Origin of the sequence: Sphingopyxis sp. (assembly GCF_051861155.1) — a bacterium.
Classification (GTDB): Bacteria; Pseudomonadota; Alphaproteobacteria; order Sphingomonadales; family Sphingomonadaceae; genus Sphingopyxis.
On record NZ_JBHYDE010000012.1, the window covers coordinates 12,342 to 31,601 of the forward strand.

Genomic DNA, 19,260 nt, shown 5'->3' on the forward strand with positions numbered 1-19,260 from the left:
GCCCAAATTAACATCGAATTATCCATAATGTGGCAGGACGCCGCGATGACGAAGCAACAGTTTTTCGGCCTGACGGTGCAACGACCCGCGCTTTTCGCGCTGATGGCCTTTGCATTGGCCGCTCTCCACGGCGCGGACGCCAATCTCAGCCTGTTTTTTCTGCATCGACAGGACCGTTGGCTCTTGCTCGTCGGCGTGCTGTTGCTCGCGCTTTGCGTATGGCGTCTTCCCGCGGGCAAGCCGTTCACCGGCAGCTGGCGAACGGCATTGGCCATCGGAACTTTGATGGCGATCGTCGCTTTTGCAGGACATTATCTCATCCTTTCGGGCCACGACCTGAGCCGCGATGAACAGATGGCGACCTTTGATGCGGCGATCTTCGCGCAAGGCCAGTTCGTCGCGCCGCTGACCGGTGTCTGGCGCGACCATGCGGCGGCGCTCAACACGATGTTCATGTATCCGACGGGGCAGAGCGCCGCGTGGGTCTCGACCTATCTGCCGTTCAACGCCGCGCTGCGATCCCTTTTCGCGCTGTTCGGCGATGCGGCGCTCACTGGACCGGCGATGACGCTGCTCGGCGCGGCGGCGCTATGGGGGTGCGTGCGACGTATCTGGCCCGACAACCGTGAGGTTCCTGTCGTCGCGCTGCTGCTCTACCTCGGATCGGGGCAGATATGGTTCAATGCCATGACCGCCTACGCGATGCCAGCGCATCTCGCCCTGAATCTATGCTGGCTCTGGCTGTTTTTGCGCCGCGCGCCATGGGCCGACATCGCCGCGCTGATGATCGCATTTGTCGCGGTCGGGCTGCACCAGCCGATCCTGCATCCGATGTTCGCCGCCCCGATCCTGTTCCTCCTCGTGCTGGAACGCGACTGGCGCCGTGCGGCTCTCTATTTTGCGGGATATGCAGCAATCGGGGCCTTCTGGATATGCTGGCCCGGCTGGATGTGGTCGCTGGTCGATGCCGGCGCGGGTGCCCCGCAGATCGCGGGCATCGATTTTTTCAGCCGCATTGCGCTGGCCATGGAAGGAAGCACGGGCGGACTTGTCCTTATGGTGGCGAACCTGCTCCGCTTTGCCGCCTGGCAGCATCTGCTGTTGTTGCCGCTGCTCATCGTAGGGTTGCGGATCGTGCGCCGCAACCGGATGGCCGGGGCGCTGGCGGGGGGCATTCTCCTCACCCTGGCGGTGGTCACGGTGATCCTGCCCTATCAGGGACATGGCTTTGGTTATCGCTATCTCCATGGCTTGATTGGGAATTGCATGCTTCTTGCCATTTACGGCTGGGTGTCGCTCGGCGACCAAGCCGGTCAGTGGCGCACGCTGCTGATGCGCTCGACGGTGGCGGGCCTCGTCATCCTTCTGCCCATTCAGGCGTGGATGGCGCACAGCTTCTACGCGCCGCCAGCCAAAGTGTCGAAACGGCTTTCGGTGACCGACGCCGACTATGTTGTCGTCGGGGCGGGTGATGCACCTTTTGCTGCCGACCTCGTGATCAATCCGCCCTCTCTCGGCGAACGCCCGATCCGGCTGCTGCGCGAGGCGATCAGCCCCGCGCTGGCGCGTCGCCTCTGCGCACCGCAGTCGCGGGTCGCGCTGACCGGGCCCGACGAACTGGCACCGATCCTCGCTTATTACGATATGGTTCCGCCCCGCCCCGACGACGCCAGCTCGGCGCTTGCCGATGATCTTCGGCGCGCCGGCTGCCGCGTTGTTCCGATCGGGTGAAAGGGCGTTACGCAGGCAGCTTTTTATCGAATGTTAACCACAAGTTCGTAGACCGGAGAGCGCGTGGATTTGTGGGGAGTTTTGGATGTATCAGCAGCGGGCCGAGGCGCTGGCGCTCGATCAGGCGCAGGTGCTGGGCGTGACGATCGTCATGCCGTGCCTCAACGAAACGATCAGCCTGCCGCACTGCATTGCGAACGCGCAGGACGCGCTGCGGATGATCGAGGACCGTTTCGGGCTGGCGGGCGAAATCGTCATCGCCGACAACGGATCGACCGACGGCAGTCAGGCGCTCGCCGAATCTCTCGGCGCGCGGGTCGTAGCCGTCAGGCGGCGCGGTTATGGCGCGGCGCTCATCGGCGGCTGTCAGGCGGCCTATGGCGACTATATCCTGATGGGCGATTGCGACGGCAGCTATAATTTCACCGAAGGCGTCGCGATGATCGGCAAGCTGATCGAGGGCCATGATCTCTGCATGGGCTCGCGCTTTGACGGCGGGATCGCGCCCGGCGCCATGCCGTGGAAAAACCGGCACATCGGGAATCCGGCGCTGACGGGTATCCTCAATCTCTTCTTCCGCTCGGGCATCAACGATGCGCATTGCGGGCTGCGCGCGATCAGCCGCGACGCGTTCGCGCAGCTCGGGCTTTCCGGCGAAGGCATGGAATTCGCCAGCGAAATGGTCATCAAGGCCTCGCTCAAGAAAATGCGTGTCGTTCAGGTTCCTGCGACCCTGTCGGTCGACCTGCGCGATCGCGCGCCGCACCTGCGCCCCTGGCGCGACGGCTGGCGCCATCTTCGCTACCTGCTGATGCTCAGCCCGACCTGGGTATTCGGGGTGCCGGCAATGCTCGCGATGGGGGTCGCGATGGCGTTGTTTTTCAGCGCAGCCTTGCACGCGCTCGGTATCCTGCCGGGAACCGGGCGGTTCGGGACCAGCTGGACGATCGTCGCCGGCTTCCTCTTCACGCTGGGGCATCTGTCGCTCATCATGGCTCTCGCGACGCATCTATACGGCGTCCGCCAAGGGTATCGGCGGTTGCGACCCGCGATCGATCGATGGTCGAACATATTGACGCTGGAGGTTGCGCTGGTTCTGGGTTCGTCCCTCATCGCAATTGCCGCGGCCGCCTTCGTGGGCATCGGCATCCACTGGTCGGCGATCAATTATGCGGCGCTCGAAAATACCCTGCCGCTTGTTCTGGCGGCGGTTATGGGCGTGGTGGGTGCGCAGACCGTGCTGGGCGGTTTCCTGCTCGCTATCATCGGCGGCCATGACGCGCGCTTCACGCCTGCCATTGCCGGAGATCGCCCGCCGACGAACGATGCTGCGAAGATAGCGTGATGGTCGAACCGTGGCTGACGGTCGCATTGCCCGTTCACAACGGCGAAGCCACGCTTGCCGCCACGCTCGACAGCGCAGCATCGGAGCGCCCCGACGGGGTCGAATTCATCCTGCTCGACAGCAGTGCGGGCTATGGCTGCCGACGAATCGCGGAGAGCTTTTCCTCGCGCATGAACATCGCGTACCGATACGTCCCGGACATTCTGCCCTGGACTGCCAAGACCAACGAAGCGATGCGGATCGCACGCGGCGTTTATGTCGCCATGCTGCATCAGGACGATTTGTGGATCAAAGGCCATCTGCGGAGTGTCAGCAGCGCCATCGCGGCGTTCCCGGATGCGGTCATGCAGGTGGGGTCGAGCCGCCTGATCGACTTTCGCGGCCGGACGGTCGGCGACTGGAATTGCGGACTTGCCGAAGGAGCCATCGAGGGAACGGCTGCCGCGCGGCATCTGATCGTCCAGAACGGCATCGCAATCCCGAGCTCGGTCATCCGGCGGGAAGCCTGGAACAGGGTGGGCGGCTTGGATCCCGCGCTCTGGTACACGGCGGACTGGGATCTCTATCTGAAGCTGGCGCTGCTCGGTAATATCGCCGTGCGGCCGGAAACAACCACGGCCTTTCGTATCCACGGCGGCTCGCTGACGATGACGGGCCGCATGGAAAAGGGCGCGTTCAAGGAGCAGATGGACGTCGTCCTGTCGCGCTATTCCCACGCGGTTGGGGCGGGCGAACTGGCGAGGGCGAAGGCTTCCATTGCGGTTAATGTATCGCTCGCCGAGGCGTCGACCGGGAAAATTTCCGCGCTGTCCGGCGCGATCACGGCGCTCGCACGGCTCGGGCCCGTAGAGGCCTTTCGCTATGCACGGGAAGCCCGGCTTGTCGAACGCATCTGGCCGCGGCTGCGGCTGAAATTGGCCCGCGGATTATGACGGCCAGCCCGGCACCCGACGCGACAGAGCCATTCCGCTATCTTGTGGTCGGCGGCTTTTGCGCCGTGCTGAACAGCGTCATCCTGATTGGCGGCGATGCGCTCGGCGTTCATTATATCGCGTCGAATATTGCGGCATTCGCCATCGTGAGTACGCTGGCGTTCATTCTTCATGCGCGCCGGACCTTCGCGGTGGCCATGAACTGGGCTCGTTACTGGCGTTTCATGACGGGCCTGATCAGCGCGTTCGTGATTTCGACTGCACTCTATGCGCTCATTTATGATGCGCTGAATGTCCCTATGGTCATTGCGTCGCCGCTCATCACCGGGCTTATTATGGCGTATAATTATCTCGCGGCACGTTTTGCCATGGTTGGAAAAGGGCCGCTCAGTCGCGCCGGGCGATGATCCGGATCGCGGATGCTTCGCCGGAGATTTTTTCTCCCAGCCATTGAACGGGATGAAGCGCCGCGCCGGCCAGCAGAAAGAACAGGTTGTTCCGCGCGCCGAACAGGTTGGCAAGCGATCGGCCCATGGTCGGCACGCACGCCCCCCGTTCCGCCACGATCGTCAGCCCGGCCTGGGTCATCATCGCGCGCAGGGCGCGGCGACTGAAATGGGTGCGATGGTAGGGCAGATACCATGCGTCCCAGTGCCGACCCAATATCTGCGCCCATACGCATTGGATGTTCGGCACCTCGATCACGACCGTACCGCCCCGACGAACCATGGAAACGATCTGTTCGAGTAATGCTTCGCTATCGTCGTCATGTTCCAGAACATGCATGGCGATGATCGCCTCGAACGCGCCCGGATGATTTTCCCGTGCCGCTGCCGACAGATAGCTGCGTCCTCGCAGGTTCTTCGGTGGATCTTCGTGAAAATCGGATCCCGTGACGCGCTCAGGCCCGACGAGATCGCCCAGGCAGCGCGTGAACTGGCCACTGCCGCAGCCGAAATCGAGGATCGATGCAGGCGGCTTGCCGAGTTGACGGATCAGGGCCGCGGCCTGCCGCCGAAAGAACCAGTCCTTGATTGCATGCGCCAACCCTTTCGTATCGGGCTGGAAATCCTGACTCTCGCGGTCGGCATAGAGGAAACCGACATCGCGCAGGGGGGGCAGGCTGATCCCGAGGCCGCAGCACTTGCACTGCGAAACGCTCACATCGCCAACGAGGCCACTTTTGTCGTCAAACGATCCGAGCGAGATGAATTCGCAGGCCGATCCGTCGTTCGCTGCGCAGGGTCGATGATCGGCATATATCATTATTGATTCCAGCAAAGCGATCCGCTTGGCAAATTCTGCGCCAATATGGTTAACTACCGCCTAACCGCGCCGGGGTTGAGTGATCGATCGGCGAGCGCGCGCAATCGCAATCGTATCAATCCCCCAAATCAACCTGATGTGCCTCTGCCCACGCCTGATACTGGCCGCGCGGGTTCGATGTCGGCTGGCCGAGGATTGCGGGCATGTCGGCGCGCAGGGCGCCGAGGTCGAGCGAGCGGATCATCGCCTTGACCGGACCGACCCCCGCCGGGGTGATCGACAGGCGTTCGATGCCGACGCCGAGCAGCGCCATCGCCTCCAGCGGGCGCCCGCCCATCTCGCCGCATACGCCCAGCGCGACCTTGGTTCCCGCCACCGTCCGCACGACGCGCGCCAGATAGCGCATGACGATCGGTGACAGCCAGTCATAACGCTCGGCGAGCCGCGGGTGGGCGCGGTCAGCGGCGAAGAGGAATTGGGTCAGGTCGTTGGTCCCGATCGACAGGAAATCGAGGTGCGGCAGCATCAAGTCGAGCGTTTCGAGCAGCCCCGGCACTTCGAGCATCGCACCGTAACGGATTGCGACCGGCAGTTTTTTGTTATGCTGCGCCAGCCATGCCCGCTGGCCGACGAACAGGTCGCGCGCCGCCTCATATTCCCAGGGTTCCGACACCATCGGGAACATGACGTTGAGCGTGCGCCCGGCGGCCGCCTCCATCAGCGCGCGCGCCTGTACCTTGAGCAGTCCTTCGCGTTCGAGCGCCAGACGCAGCGCGCGCCAGCCCATCGCCGGATTTTCTTCCTGCGCGCCATCGCCGACGTTCATATAGGGCAGCGCCTTGTCGCCGCCGATGTCGACGGTGCGAAAGATCACCGGCCGGTCGCCCGCGGCGTCGAGCACGTCGCGATAAAGGCGTTGCTGGCGGTCGCGCGACGGCAGCGTCGCCGACACCAGGAACTGGAATTCGGTGCGGAACAGGCCGATGCCGCGCGCCCCGGTGAGGTCGAGCGCGGCGACATCTTCGCGCAGGCCGGCGTTGATCATCAGCTCGATCGGCACGCCGTCCTTGGTCACCGCGGGCAGGTCGCGCAGCGCGGCGAGATTGGCGCGGCGCTTCTGCGAAATCTCCAGCTTGGCGTCGAACGCGTCCTGCACCGCCTGCGTCGGGCGGACGTGCAGCGTCCCCGCCGCGGCATCGAGCAGCAGCAGGTCGCCTTCGCGGATCGACGCGCGTACGTCGCTGACCCGCCCGATCACCGGCACCCCCATCGCGCGCGCGACGATGATGACATGGGCGGTGAGCGAGCCTTCTTCGAGCACGACGCCCTTCAGGCGGCGGCGGTCATATTCGAGCAGCTCGGCGGGTCCAAGGTTGCGCGCGATCAGGATTGAATCCTGCCTGAGTCCCATCTGCGCCGCGGTGCCCATCTGCCCCGACACGATGCGGATCAGCCGGTTCGACAGATCCTCCAGGTCGTGCATGCGATCGCGCAGCAGCGGATCGTCGATCTGGCGCATTCGCATCCGGGTGCGCTGCTGGACGCGTTCGATCGCCGCTTCGGCGGTCAGGCCGCTGTCGATCGCCTCGTTGATGCGCCGCGACCAGCCTTCGTCATAAGCGAACATCTTGTAGGTCTCGATGACCTCCTCATGCTCGCCGCCGACCCCGAAATCGGCCTGGCTGGCCATGCGGTCGATCTGTTCGCGCATCTTGTCGAACGCGGCATAGACGCGGTGCCGCTCGGCCTCGGTATCGTCGGCGACGGTATGTTCGATGGTGATGCGCGGCTGATGGAACACCGCGACCCCGGCGCCCATGCCGTCGACCAGTTTCTGCCCGCCCAATCGCTGCGCCGACTGGTCGGCGGCGGCGGCGTCGGTTCGCGCGGCGGTATCGACCAGGTCGGCATTGGTGATCAGTTCGGACAGGACCATCGCGACGGTCTGCAACGTCTCGATCTCGATGTCGGCATAGCGACGCGGGTCGGCGTGCTGGACGCACAGGACGCCGACCGCGCGTTCGCGGCGGATGATCGGCACGCCGGCGAAGCTGTGAAACAATTCTTCGCCGGTTTCGGGGCGATAGGAAAAGTCGGGGTGCGCCGCCGCTTCGTCGAGGTTGAGCGTTTCGATCTGGTCGGCGATCATCCCGACCAATCCCTCGCCAAGCCCCAGACGGGTGACGTGCACCGCCTCCTGCTTCAGGCCGCGCGTTGCGTACAGTTCGAGCGCGCCGTCGCGCAGCAGATAGATCGAACAGACCTCGCTATCGAGGCATTCGCCGATAATGCCGACGACCTGATTGAGCTTGCCCTGTGCGTTGGCGCGCGACGCCATCACCTCGTGCAGCCGGGTCAATATGGTCCGCGCCGACTGGGCCGCGGTCGAAGGAGGGGGCGGAGCATTGGTCATCGCTCCGCCCTGCTAACAGATGCTTGGCAGTGTTGCTATGACCCCAAGTTAATTTCGCTCAAGGTCCACAAACTACGGTTGGGCCGCGGCCATCTGGATCCCTGCGTCGATCCGCGGCTGGTGGCCGCGCTGCGCACGATGCGCGGCGAGTTCGACCTGATAACGCGCATAGGCGTCATAGAAATCCACGAATGGCTGGTCGATCTGCGCCAGCATCGCCGGGGCCATGGTCATTGCCGCGGCGCTGTCCATGCCGTGCATCTGCTGCGCGATCGATCCCGCGACGCGGCAGAATTGCTTCTGCGCCGGCGGCTGCGCGAAATAGTTGAACAGCTTGGTCGATGTCCGGTCGCGCGCGGCGATCCCGTTGCTGCCGGTGGCGCGCCCCAGCCGCGCGATCACCGCGGTTTCGGCCGAGCGGATCAGCCCGCCGTGGCGCGCGATGATGCCGTTATAGTCGGCGACGAGTTGCAGCGAGCCCTGATGACGGCAGCCGATCGCCGCGACATTGAGCGCGATGCGCAGGTTCCAGAACGCGTCGTGGCCGGTCAGTTCACGGTTGGGCGTCGTAAATTCGCCGCGCGCGTCGCGCGGCGGCAGGCGCAAATTGGGCGCCGCAAACCCCGGTGCCTGTGGTTCCTGTGCGCCATATTGGGCCGCTGCGGGTGCAGCAGCCAAGGCCGCCGCGCACGCGGCAGCGAGTCCGATCCATCTGGTCATGTTCCCAATTCCCCCAATGCTCCCCTGAGCAACGCCGGGCGATCCCGGCAAGGAGGAGATTAAGGCGAAGGCGAGAGTCGAAAGGTTGCCGGAAATTCATCATGAACGCTGCGGAAAGGCTGTTTTGCAGCCTTTGCTTGACGATGTTGAGATGGCGCGGCGATAGTCACGAAACGCCGGAGGGGCGGGGTTTTTTGCGGGCCCCACGGATCGCCCCGACCCGCGATTGGCGGCATGACGTCACCGCGCGATCAACCGCCGCCGGGCGAAATGCGACGAACCGAGATGATTTGGTCCACATCGCCCGGGCGGCGTTGCATCGATGCAACAATACCGCCCGGTGCGGCGGCGATTACAGCCCGGTGGGGGTGTTGGCGGGCGGCACCGGCCCGACAATCGGCGCGGGCGGGGCGCTCATGATCGGCGGCGGCGGCGCATATTTGGCGTCCCAGGCGACGGCGTCGGACTGGTAACGCGCATAGGCTTCGTAAAATTCATGGAACGGCTGGTCGAGCCGCGCGAGGTGGGCGGGCGCCTGTTCGACGATCTGTGCGGTCGGGGTCGACGACACCAGCTGCGCGATTTCGTTGGCGCGGGCGCAAAAACCGCGCTGCGCCGGCGGCTGGGCGAAATAGTTGAACAGCTGCGTCGACAGGCGATCGCGCGCGGCGACGCCGCTATTTTTGTTTTCCTTGCCCAGCTGGGTGATCACATTTTTCTCGGTCGAGCGGATCACCTTGCCATGCGCCTTGATGATATTGTTGTACGCCGACACCAATGTCGTTTCCTCAAGTCCGCGGCAGCCGATGGCGGCGACGTTCAATCCGATCTTGAGCTGCCAAAAGGCGCGATCGCCGGTGATATTGCTGTTGGCGGTGACAAAGCGGCCGTCGATGCCGCGTCCGGGCAGGATCTGCGTCACGGCAGCATTGCCCGGTGGTAGCGGACGCGGCGGCACCACGATCACGACCGGCACCGGCGGCGGAGGCGGCGGCGGGGGGGGCGGCGCTTTGGTACAGGCGGCAACGCTCGCCAATAGCCCGACCACGATGATCTTGCGCGACAAATTCATGTTCCACTCCCCAACCGCGATACCATGCGGCGTCAACCCCGAGCGTGCAACGCGGCTTCGGCCTGTTGCACCAGAGACGCGACGATTGCGGCCACGCTCTCTTCTTCGGATACCATACCGACAGATTGCCCTGCCATTAACGAACCATTTTCGACGTCGCCGTCGATCACGGCGCGGCGTAGCGCGCCGGCCCAATAATGCTCGATTTCCAGCTGCGCCTGCATCATGTCGACCTCGCCCTGGTCTAGCTTGTTGGCGACTTCGCGCTGCTTGGCGGTGAACGCCTCGGTCCCCGCATTTTTGAGCGCGCGAACTGGAATGACCGGCAGGCGCGGGTCGATCTGGACGCTCGCGACCGCTTCGCGCGCCGACGCACGCATGAAGGCCTTTTTGAAATTGGGATGCGCGATGCTTTCGGTGGCGCAGACGAAGCGGGTGCCAAGCTGGACGCCCGAAGCGCCCATTTCCAGATAGGCGGCGATCGCTTCGCCGCGGCCGATGCCGCCCGCCACGAACACCGGCACTTCATCGGCCAGCGTCGGCAGGATTTCCTGCGCCAGCACGCTGGTCGATACCGGGCCGATGTGGCCACCGGCCTCCATCCCCTCGATCACCAGCGCATCGACGCCTGAACGGATCAGTTTTTTGCCCATCGCCAGCGTCGGCGCAAAACAGATCACCTTGGCGCCCGACGCCTTGATCGCTTCCAGGCTGCCCTTGGGCGGGAGGCCGCCGGCGAGCACGACATGGCCGACCTCATGCTTCGCGCAGACATCGATCAGCTCGAACAGCTGTGGGTGCATGGTGATCAGGTTGACCCCGAAATTGCGCGTCGCCAGCGCCTTGGTCGCGGCGATTTCGGCATCGAGCAGCTCGGGGGTCATCGCGCCGCACGCGATCACCCCAAATCCGCCGGCGTTGCTGATCGCGCTGACCAGATGGCGTTCGGAGACCCAGCTCATCGCGCCGCACAATATGGCGTAGTCGCTGCCGAGAAGGTCGGTCCCGCGCGCCATCAGTTCGTTCATTTTGCTCATTGAGGCTGCCTTTGCCAGCACTGGGACTCGCGCGCAATCCCTAGCGGTATCGGCGCCATCGGCCCGTCGCACGCTGGAATCCGTTTGGCGCGACAACCGAACCTTTCGGCGCAGAAAGCAAATCAATCATTGTCAACTAAATCACTTAGAATATGCTTCTGCGGCGAATCCATCAGGGAAAGGAACTACCATGAGCACGCTCGAGGATGCCGCCAAAGGCGGTTCCGAACAGGTGCCGCGCGCCGTCCAGACGGTGCTCGAAGCCCTCGACAAACTGAAGTTCGGCGCGATCCAGCTGACCGTCCACGAGGGGCGGCTGGTGCAGGTCGATGTGACCGAGCGGCACCGCTACCCCAACTGATTTCAAAGCTCCCAGCGAGGGCTCTCCCCCTCAACTGCCGCAGACCGGACGACCGGATGTGGTGACTTTCTTTGCAACAGGAAACGATCCATGACCGCAAAATACCCCTCCGTCCGCCGCCGCGTGCAGGCATCATCGCTGACCCTTTCGCTCCTGCTCGCGCTCGCCGCTACGCCCGTCGCCGCGGAGGAGATTTCGGCGACCAAGGCGGAGGAGGGCGCCGCCGTCGCCGCGACCGTGACCAGCGCAGCGGTCGATGCCGCGTCCGCCGATGCCGCCGATCAGGCCGATGCCGACGCCAGTCGCGGCGACATCATCATCGTCACCGCGCGCCGCCGTCAGGAAACCGCGCAGGAAGTCCCGGTGGCGATCTCGGTGATCCGCGGCGATTCGATCGAAGCGACCGGCAATTTCAACGTCGTGAAATTGCAGCAGCTCGCCCCGACGCTGCAAGTCTATACCTCGAACCCGCGCAACACCTCGGTCAACATCCGCGGCCTTGGCGTGCCTTTCGGGCTGACCAGCGACGGCTTCGAGCAGGGCGTCGGCATCTATGTCGACGACGTCTATAATTCGCGCGTCGCCGCCGCGACTTTCGACTTCCTCGACGTCGAACAGGTCGAGGTGCTGCGCGGGCCGCAGGGAACACTCTACGGCAAGAATACCACTGCGGGCGCGATCAACATCACGACCAACCAGCCGACCTTTGATTTCGAGGGCCGCGCCGAGGTGAGCGTCGGCAATCTCAATTACCGGCAGGCGAAGGCGGCGGTGTCCGGCCCGCTGTCGGAAACGATTGCGGCGCGGCTCGCGATCGCCGCGACCAGTCGGCGCGGGACAATCTTCAAAGTTACCAGCGACCGCTGGATCAACGAGCAGGACAATCTGGGCCTCCGCGGCCAGCTGTTGTTCAAGCCCAGCGAGGATCTGAGCATCACGCTGTCGGGCGACTACAGCAAGCAGGATCCCGAGGGCTATGGCACCGCGCTCGTCCGCGTCGGCCGGACGCAGCGCGCCCTCGCGCGCCAATATGACGGGCTGGTCGCGGCGTATAACGCTGCCAATCCGACCCGCCCCTATGCGGTTCCCAGCCGCAATGTGTTCGACCGTTTGACCGACATCGACGCCAGCCTGAATGCGGGTAACAAGATCGGCGGCGTTTCGGCGCGGGTGAAATGGGACGTCGGCCCCGGCACCTTCACGTCGATCACCGCCTGGCGCTTCTGGGACTGGAAGCCCGAGAACGACCGCGACTTCACCGGCCTGTCGATCGTCTCGAAGTCGCAGAACCCGTCGCAGCAGGACCAGTATAGTCAGGAATTCCGCTACAATTACGAGGGCGACAATCTCGACTTCGTCGTCGGCCTGTTCGGTTTCAAGCAGCGCATCGATACGCAGGGTACCGAGCAGCAGGGCGCCGACGCTAGCCGCTGGAGCCTGACCGGGGCGCAGGCGGCCGATCCGACCATCCTCAACGGGCTGACCGCCACCAACACCCAATATCTGAAAAGCACCAGCGCGGCATTGTTCGGCCAGCTGAGCTGGAAGGTGACCGACGCGCTGACCATCCAGCCGGGGGCGCGGGTCAATTATGACAAGAAGTCGGGCTTTTATCAGCGCGTCGTCACCAATGGCGCGGGCAATGTCATTTCCTGCACCCCGGCGCCCTCGGCGGGGACGGTGCTGGCGGCGCAGTGCGGCATTTATCAGCCGCAGGTGAGTGCACCGTCGGACAGCGCGTGGAACTTCACCTACGACTTCAACGTCAATTACAAGGTGGCGCCCGACATCCTCGCCTATGCGACCTATGCCAAAAGCTTCAAGACGCTGGGCATCAACCAGAACGGTTTGCCGCTCAACGCCGACAACACAGTCAATTTTGCCGCGAGTACGGTGAAGCCCGAATCGATCGACCATTTCGAGGTGGGGCTGAAAACCCAGTTTCTCGACCGGCGGGCGACCTTCAACCTGTCGGCGTTCCGGTCGGAGATCAAGAATTTCCAGGCGACGGTGAACGGCGGCCAGTTCGGCACGGTGCGCGGCTATCTTGCCAATGCCGAAAAGGTGCGGACGCAGGGGATCGAGGCCGACCTGAAGATCGTCGCCAGCGACCGTTTCACCGCTTATGCCAACGGCGCCTATACCGACGCCAAATACAAGCGATTCACCAACGCGCCGTGCCCGCCCGAACTGTCGGGCGGCACGCTCCAGCCCGTGGGCTCCGCGCCCAATTATTCGCAGCCAGGGGTGCCGGGCGCGCTCAGCCCGCGGCAGTGCGATATTTCTGGGCAGCGGCTGCCCGGGGTGTCGAAATGGGCCTTCTCTTATGGGGCCGAGACCAATGCGCCGGTGACGCTGCTGGCGAAGGACGGCCAGTTCTATCTGGGCGTCGACGGAAATTATCGTTCGCAGTGGAATTCGAACGCGTCGCCGTCGATCTATACCAACGTCAAAGGCTATGCGCTGACCAATTTCCGCGCCGGGTTCCGGGCCGACGGCTTCGACGTCTTCGGGTGGGTCCGCAATGCCTTTGACGTCAATTATGTCGAGCTGTTGCAGGTCGCCCCCGGCAATACCGGCCTGATCGCCGGCACCCCTGGCGATGCCCGGACGTGGGGCGGGACGGTGAAATTCAGCTTCTGACCCGGCCCATTCGCTGGACACAGAGAAGGGGGCGTTCCGCAGGGAACGCCCCCTTTTTTGCCGATGCGGCCTGTCGTCAGCGCTGCTGTGGGTTTTTGCTGTCCTGGTCGGGACGCTGCTCGCCTTGCTGGCGATCCTGGCCACCCTGCTGCTGCTGTTGTTTGCGGCGCTGTTCTTCTTCGCGCTGCTGTTGCTCATTGGGGTTTTGGTTAGCCACTTTCTCTCTCCATTTCGTCACGCCATTGTGCGGGTGACACAGGCTCAACCCCTTGGCGGGGCACGATGTTGCGCGGCGGCGGAGCCGTTTCGCCGGGGCGTGGCGGGGGCACGACCAACGTCATTTCGTTGCGGCAACCGCTGCCGCTGTAATCGGTTCGTTCAATGACTGAATTCAGCTTATTCGGTTATGTCGATGGAGGAGGGCGGCCTATCCTTTCCATCCCAAGGCGAAAGGATGACCCAATCGACTCGCGACCGGCCTGCATCGATGCGTTCGCGGCGACCCTCCGGTTGCCCGCGCGTCATGCGCCGGTCATCCTGCCGCGCCACCCCGATCCAACGATAACCCCCAAAGGAGAGACTGCATGAACGACCAGACCCCCATCGGCAGCGGCTGCCCGGTTCATCAGCCCGGCGGCGTGCGCGCGCTGCTCGGCCGCACCAACAAGGATTGGTGGCCCGACATGCTGGCCACCGAAATCCTCAATCCCAATGGTTCGTCGAACCCGCTGGGCGACGATTTCGACTATTCGAAGGCGTTTGCGCTGCTCGACTATGCGGCGCTCAAGGCTGACCTGACCGCGCTGATGACCGACAGCCAGCCGTGGTGGCCGGCCGATTATGGCCATTATGGTCCGTTCTTCATTCGCATGGCCTGGCACGCCGCGGGCACCTATCGCACCGCCGACGGCCGCGGCGGCGCCAACAGCGGGCAACAGCGCTTCGCGCCGCTCGACAGCTGGCCCGACAATGGCAACCTCGACAAGGCGCGGCGCCTGCTGTGGCCGATCAAACAGAAATACGGCAACAAGATCAGCTGGGCTGACCTGTTCATCCTGACCGGCAATGTCGCGATCGAAAGCATGGGCGGGCCGGTGTTCGGCTTTGGCGGCGGCCGCGCCGACGTGTTCGAGCCCGAGCGCGACATCTATTGGGGCAGCGAAGACAAATGGGTGAACGAGGGCGTTCAGACGCGCATCGATCCCGACAAGGGCCTCGAAATCGAAGGGCCGCTGGCCGCGATCCAGATGGGGCTGATCTACGTCAATCCCGAAGGCCCGGGCGGCAATCCCGACCCTTTGCTGTCGGCGCGCGACATGAAGGAAACCTTCGAGCGCATGGCGATGAACCATGAGGAAACCGTCGCGCTCACCGCGGGCGGCCATACCTTTGGCAAGGCGCATGGCAATGGCGATGCCTCGCTGCTCGGTGCGGCGCCTTCGGGCGGCGATCTGGCGGCGCAAGGCTTCGGCTGGGTCAGCAGCCACGCCAGCGGCGGTATTGGCGAGCATAGCGTAACCAGCGGTATCGAAGGGTCGTGGGTCAACACCCCCACCGAGTGGTCGGAGAACTACTTCCGCCTGCTGCTCGACTATGATTATGAGCTCGTCCACTCGCCCGCGGGCGCGCAGCAGTGGCAGCCGATCAACCAGAAGCCGGAGGATATGGCCCCCGCCGCGTGGGATCCGAACGTCAAGGTTCCGACGATGATGACCACCGCCGACATGGCGCTGAAGATGGATCCCGAATTCCGCAAGGTCAGCGAAAAGTTCCGCACCGATCATGAGGCGTTCAAGGATGCCTTCGCGCGCGCCTGGTTCAAGCTGTGCCACCGCGACATGGGTCCGAAGGTCCGCTACCTCGGCCCCGAGGTTCCGGCCGAAGACCTGATCTGGCAGGATCCGATCCCCGCCGGCACAACGCCGTCGGACGCCGACGTTGCCGCCGTCAAGGCCGCGATTGCGGCAAGCGGGCTGACCGTCAGCCAGCTGGTCAAGGCAGCCTGGGCGTCGGCCAGCACCTATCGCAAGTCGGACCACCGCGGCGGCGCCAACGGCGCGCGCGTTCGGCTGGCACCGCAAAAGGACTGGGACGTCAACGAGCCCGCGGTACTGGCGCAGGTGTTGAGCACGCTCGACGGGCTGCGTGGCAATTTGTCGATCGCCGATGCCATCGTGCTCGGCGGCGTGGTCGGGCTGGAAAAGGCGATCAAGGATGCAGGCTTCAGCGTCGCGGTGCCGTTCACCGGCGGGCGCGGCGATGCGAGTGACGAACACACCGATGCCGAGAGCTTCGATGTGATGGAGCCCGAAGCCGACGCGTTCCGCAACTATCTCGGCAAGAAGAAGCTGGCGGTGAAGACCGAAGAAATGATGCTCGATCGCGCCTCGCTGCTCGGCCTGTCGGTGCCCGAAATGACGGTGCTGGTCGGTGGCCTCCGCGTCCTCGGCGCCAATCATGGCGAACGTGGTCATGGCCATTTTACCAAACGTTCGGGGCAGCTGACCAACGACTTCTTTGTCAACCTGCTCGACATGACCAATGTCTGGAAGGCCGTCGACGGGTCGGACGATCAGGAATATGTCGCCACCGACCGCAAGGGCGGCGGCGAAACCTGGCGCGCCACCCGTGCCGACCTGGTGTTCGGGTCCAATTCGGAGCTGCGCGCGGTCGCCGAAGTCTATGCCGAAACGGGCCATGAGGAAAAGTTCGTCAAGGACTTCGTCAAGGCCTGGACCAAGGTGATGAACGCCGACCGGTTCGACCTCGCCTGATCGGCGCCAGCCGAACAGACGACGGGTCGCGGACCCGCCCCCGGGGACATGGGCCTGGGGGCGGGTCTTTTTTTGAGTACGGACCCTAAAGCGACAAAAGATTCGCATGGGCGTTCGTTCTGTCTCCTTCGTCGCTTTAGCGAAGCTCTCGTCGCGCAGCGCTGCGTTGACGACGGCCATGTCGGGTCCGCCGCTGATGTCGATCGCGCCGCCCTTCAGAACGCGGACGATCGTGACGCCGTTGAGCGCGCGGTCCATCGCGATGCTGAACTGATGCGTGCGTCCCATCGCGATGGCACTGTCCCACACCGCGCCAAAGCTGGCGCCGCCGGGTCGTTCGCGCAGCCGATAGGCCGAGGCGCGGCCCATGCCGACGGCGCGCGCCGCCTTGCCGACCGATCCCATCGCCGACAGCGCGCGGATGAAACTGGCCTGGGTTGCGGGTGTCCAGCCGTCGGCGCGCTGGCGTTGCCGGGGGACTGGGGTGAAGGCGAAGCAGGTGCCGGAGAGCAGCGGGGCGGGAGGGGCGGTCTGTTCCATCTGGCAGTATGAAGCACGGCAGAAAAAGGTAGGAAAGCGGTTTTTGGGGGCGTGGGAATAGCTGATTTGAGGTGGATTGCCGACCGTCCCATATTCGTCATCCCGGCGAAGGCCGGGATCTCACCCTATCGGTTTACTGCACCGGCGAGATCCCGGCCTTCGCCGGGATGACGATAGTGGTATGTCCGCTTCCGCTCGCGAGCCGCCATTCGTTTGTCACGCTCACCGCGCTCAATGTTAACAATGTAAATTTATCCTTGACCGCGAGGGTTGCGATCGGCAATGTTTACGACGACAACATTGATTCGCGAAAAGGATGCGCCATGCGAACGCTGCTTTATGCCATCGGGCCGATGCTGTTCGACTCGCTCGGCGTCATCGTGTTTGCGGTGCTGCTCGCCGTTGGGGCCGGGATCGTTCCCGCCACGGTCGCCGGCACGGTCGTTGCGGTCGCGGTCGTCGGCTATGAACTCGCGCGCGGGCACAAGGTCGCGGCGCTGCAATGGATCAGCCTGGCGTCGGTGCTCCTCGCCGCCGCCGCGACCCTCTTCACCGGCGATCCGCGCTTCGTCATGGCGAAGCCGACGATCGTCTATCTGATCGTCGGGACGGTGATGCTGCGCCGCGGCTGGCTCAATCGCTATATCCTGCCCGAGCAATTGGCGCTGGTCGGCGATGTGATGGACCGGTTCGGTTTTATCTGGGCCGCGATGATGTTTGCCAGCGCGGGGCTGAACCTGGTCGTCGCGATTTTCTTCACCGCCTGGTGGCCGCTGTTTATCGGGATATTCCCGCTGGCGTCGAAATTCGGGCTGTTCGCGGTCCACATCGCGGTGGTGCATGTCGTCACGCAGGCGCGGCTGCGTCGCCGCGCGGGCGGCCTGCTGGAACCGCTCGCCGCAGAATAACTCAACCGATCCTCCCAAACCCGTTCGTGCTGAGCTTGTCGAAGCACCGTCCTTCCTTTCACCGTTGCCGAAGAAGGACAGCCCTTCGACAAGCTCAGGGCGAACGGATGATGGGGAGGCCTGCCTCCCTATTCCGCATCCAGCCCGTACGCTGTGTGCAGCACGCGCACCGCGAGTTCGGTTTCGTCCTCGTCGATCAGCACGCTGACCTTGATCTCGCTGGTCGAAATCGCCTGGATGTTGATGCCGCGATCGGCCAGCGCGCGGAACATCGTGCTCGCAACCCCTGCATGGCTTTTCATGCCGACGCCGACGACGCTGATCTTGGCGACCTTGTCGTCGCTGATGATGCGGTTGAAGCCGATCTTTTCCTTCGATCCCTCGAGCAGGTCGATCGAGCGCAACAAGTCGGCGCCCGGGACGGTGAAGGTCACGTCGGTCTCGCCCTTTTCGCGGCCGACGTTCTGGATGATCATGTCGACGTTGATGCCTGACGCCGCAAGCGGGCCGAAGATGTTCGCCACCGCACCCGGCTTGTCGGGCACGCGCGTCACGATGATCTTCGCTTCATTCTTGTCGTGGGCGATGCCGGTGATCAGCTGCCGTTCCATCTGATGTTCCTCTATTTCCTCGTCGCTGACGATCATCGTGCCTTTTTTGGGCGCCTCGTCGCCCTCGACAAAGCTGGACAGCACCTGCACGCGCACGCCCATCTTCATCGCCAGCCCAACCGAGCGCGTCTGGAGCACTTTCGCGCCGACGCTCGCCAGTTCGAGCATTTCTTCATAGGTGACATAGTCGAGCTTGCGCGCCCGCGCGACGATGCGCGGGTCGGTGGTATAGACGCCGTCGACGTCGGTATAGATGTCGCAGCGATCGGCCTTCAGCGCCGCGGCGACCGCGACGGCGCTGGTGTCCGACCCGCCGCGGCCAAGCGTCGAGACGCGGCCGTCGTCCATCAGCCCCTGGAAGCCCGGGATTACCGCGACCTCGCCGCGCGCCATCGCGGCGCCGAGCGCGCCGGTGTCGATGTCGGCGATGCGCGCGCGGGCGTGTGCTTCTTCGGTGCGGATCGGCAGCTGCCAGCCAAGCCAGCTGCGCGCCGGGGTGCCCATCGCCTGCAGGGTCAGCGCGAGCAGCCCCGAGGTGATCTGCTCGCCCGCGGCGACGACAACGTCATATTCCGCGGGGTCGTAGCGCGGGTTCGCTTCGCGGCAGAAATTGACGAGCCGGTCGGTTTCGCCCGCCATCGCCGACACGACGACCGCGACCTCGTTACCGTTCGCGACTTCGCGCGACACGAGTTTCGCCACGGTGCGAATCCGCTCGGTGCCCGCCATCGACGTGCCCCCGAATTTCATCACGATCCGCGCCATCTCGCCCCGCTTTCCTATACTGGTTTCGGCCGCAACTTTTCCAAGCATTTCCGCGGCGCTCGGCTGTTAGGCAAGGGGGACGGCGATGGCAAGCGCGCGAACACCTGCGCGCGATAGAATTTCTTGCGCCGTTGATGCCACG

At 64.2% G+C, this 19,260-nt stretch carries 16 protein-coding genes; 9 read left to right on the top strand and 7 right to left on the bottom strand.

Features of this window, described 5'->3' with window-relative positions; all coding sequences use genetic code 11:
• Positions 1-45: 45 nt before the first annotated feature.
• The 4 genes from ACTIFP_RS17025 to ACTIFP_RS17040 all read left to right on the top strand — a co-directional run bounded on the left by ACTIFP_RS17025 (position 46) and on the right by ACTIFP_RS17040 (position 4,415).
• Positions 46-1,731 carry a hypothetical protein gene (locus ACTIFP_RS17025; protein ID WP_439569884.1) on the top strand — a complete coding sequence of 562 codons (1,686 nt, stop codon included), beginning with the start codon at positions 46-48 and terminating at the stop codon, positions 1,729-1,731.
• An 85-nt stretch (positions 1,732-1,816) separates the two neighbouring features.
• Positions 1,817-3,076, top strand: a complete 1,260-nt coding sequence (locus ACTIFP_RS17030) for a glycosyltransferase family 2 protein (protein ID WP_439569885.1) — start codon at positions 1,817-1,819, stop codon at positions 3,074-3,076.
• A complete protein-coding gene (locus tag ACTIFP_RS17035; protein WP_439569886.1) occupies positions 3,076-4,008 on the top strand; it encodes a glycosyltransferase in 933 nt (310 codons plus the stop codon). Before ACTIFP_RS17030 ends, ACTIFP_RS17035 begins: the two co-directional genes overlap by 1 nt.
• Positions 4,005-4,415, top strand: coding sequence for a GtrA family protein (locus ACTIFP_RS17040; RefSeq protein ID WP_439569887.1), 411 nt, complete (start codon positions 4,005-4,007; stop codon positions 4,413-4,415). The genes ACTIFP_RS17035 and ACTIFP_RS17040 overlap by 4 nt, the downstream gene beginning before the upstream one ends.
• Here the strand turns inward: ACTIFP_RS17040 and ACTIFP_RS17045 are convergent.
• From ACTIFP_RS17045 to ACTIFP_RS17065, 5 genes are all read right to left on the bottom strand, one after another.
• Positions 4,396-5,274 carry a class I SAM-dependent methyltransferase gene (locus ACTIFP_RS17045; protein WP_439569888.1) on the bottom strand — a complete coding sequence of 293 codons (879 nt, stop codon included), beginning with the start codon at positions 5,272-5,274 and terminating at the stop codon, positions 4,396-4,398. The two genes, ACTIFP_RS17040 and ACTIFP_RS17045, sit on opposite strands and share 20 nt — an antisense overlap.
• A 115-nt stretch (positions 5,275-5,389) precedes the next feature.
• On the bottom strand, positions 5,390-7,687 hold the full coding sequence (gene ptsP, locus ACTIFP_RS17050) for a phosphoenolpyruvate--protein phosphotransferase (protein ID WP_439569889.1): 2,298 nt from the start codon (positions 7,685-7,687) through the stop codon (positions 5,390-5,392).
• Between the two features lie 72 nt (positions 7,688-7,759).
• On the bottom strand, positions 7,760-8,407 hold the full coding sequence (locus ACTIFP_RS17055) for a hypothetical protein (protein ID WP_439569890.1): 648 nt from the start codon (positions 8,405-8,407) through the stop codon (positions 7,760-7,762).
• Between the two features lie 352 nt (positions 8,408-8,759).
• The gene (locus tag ACTIFP_RS17060) at positions 8,760-9,479 is read right to left on the bottom strand and encodes a hypothetical protein (protein ID WP_439569891.1); all 720 of its coding nucleotides are present in this window, start codon (positions 9,477-9,479) and stop codon (positions 8,760-8,762) included.
• A gap of 32 nt (positions 9,480-9,511) precedes the next feature.
• The gene (locus ACTIFP_RS17065; protein WP_439569892.1) at positions 9,512-10,516 is read right to left on the bottom strand and encodes an NAD(P)H-dependent flavin oxidoreductase; all 1,005 of its coding nucleotides are present in this window, start codon (positions 10,514-10,516) and stop codon (positions 9,512-9,514) included.
• Between the two features lie 190 nt (positions 10,517-10,706).
• Between ACTIFP_RS17065 and ACTIFP_RS17070 the strand changes: the two genes are divergently transcribed.
• Both ACTIFP_RS17070 and ACTIFP_RS17075 read left to right on the top strand, forming a co-directional pair.
• Positions 10,707-10,877 carry a YezD family protein gene (locus tag ACTIFP_RS17070; protein WP_439569893.1) on the top strand — a complete coding sequence of 57 codons (171 nt, stop codon included), beginning with the start codon at positions 10,707-10,709 and terminating at the stop codon, positions 10,875-10,877.
• A gap of 90 nt (positions 10,878-10,967) precedes the next feature.
• Positions 10,968-13,520 carry a TonB-dependent receptor gene (locus ACTIFP_RS17075; RefSeq protein ID WP_439569894.1) on the top strand — a complete coding sequence of 851 codons (2,553 nt, stop codon included), beginning with the start codon at positions 10,968-10,970 and terminating at the stop codon, positions 13,518-13,520.
• A 76-nt stretch (positions 13,521-13,596) separates the two neighbouring features.
• Here the strand turns inward: ACTIFP_RS17075 and ACTIFP_RS17080 are convergent, their stop codons facing one another.
• Positions 13,597-13,737 carry a hypothetical protein gene (locus tag ACTIFP_RS17080; RefSeq protein WP_439569895.1) on the bottom strand — a complete coding sequence of 47 codons (141 nt, stop codon included), beginning with the start codon at positions 13,735-13,737 and terminating at the stop codon, positions 13,597-13,599.
• Positions 13,738-14,104: 367 nt separating this feature from the next.
• On the opposite strand from ACTIFP_RS17080, the gene katG reads away from it, so the two are divergent.
• From katG to ACTIFP_RS17095, 3 genes are all read left to right on the top strand, one after another.
• The gene (gene katG / locus ACTIFP_RS17085; protein ID WP_439569896.1) at positions 14,105-16,294 is read left to right on the top strand and encodes a catalase/peroxidase HPI; all 2,190 of its coding nucleotides are present in this window, start codon (positions 14,105-14,107) and stop codon (positions 16,292-16,294) included.
• 106 nt (positions 16,295-16,400) lie between these two features.
• Entirely contained in the window at positions 16,401-16,568 is a 168-nt protein-coding gene (locus ACTIFP_RS17090) for a hypothetical protein (RefSeq protein WP_439569897.1), read from the top strand.
• Between the two features lie 589 nt (positions 16,569-17,157).
• On the top strand, positions 17,158-17,742 hold the full coding sequence (locus ACTIFP_RS17095; protein WP_439569898.1) for a septation protein IspZ: 585 nt from the start codon (positions 17,158-17,160) through the stop codon (positions 17,740-17,742).
• 128 nt (positions 17,743-17,870) lie between these two features.
• On the opposite strand, the gene ACTIFP_RS17100 is transcribed toward ACTIFP_RS17095, so the two are convergent.
• Entirely contained in the window at positions 17,871-19,118 is a 1,248-nt protein-coding gene (locus ACTIFP_RS17100) for an aspartate kinase (RefSeq protein WP_439569899.1), read from the bottom strand.
• Between the last annotated feature and the right edge of the window lie 142 nt (positions 19,119-19,260).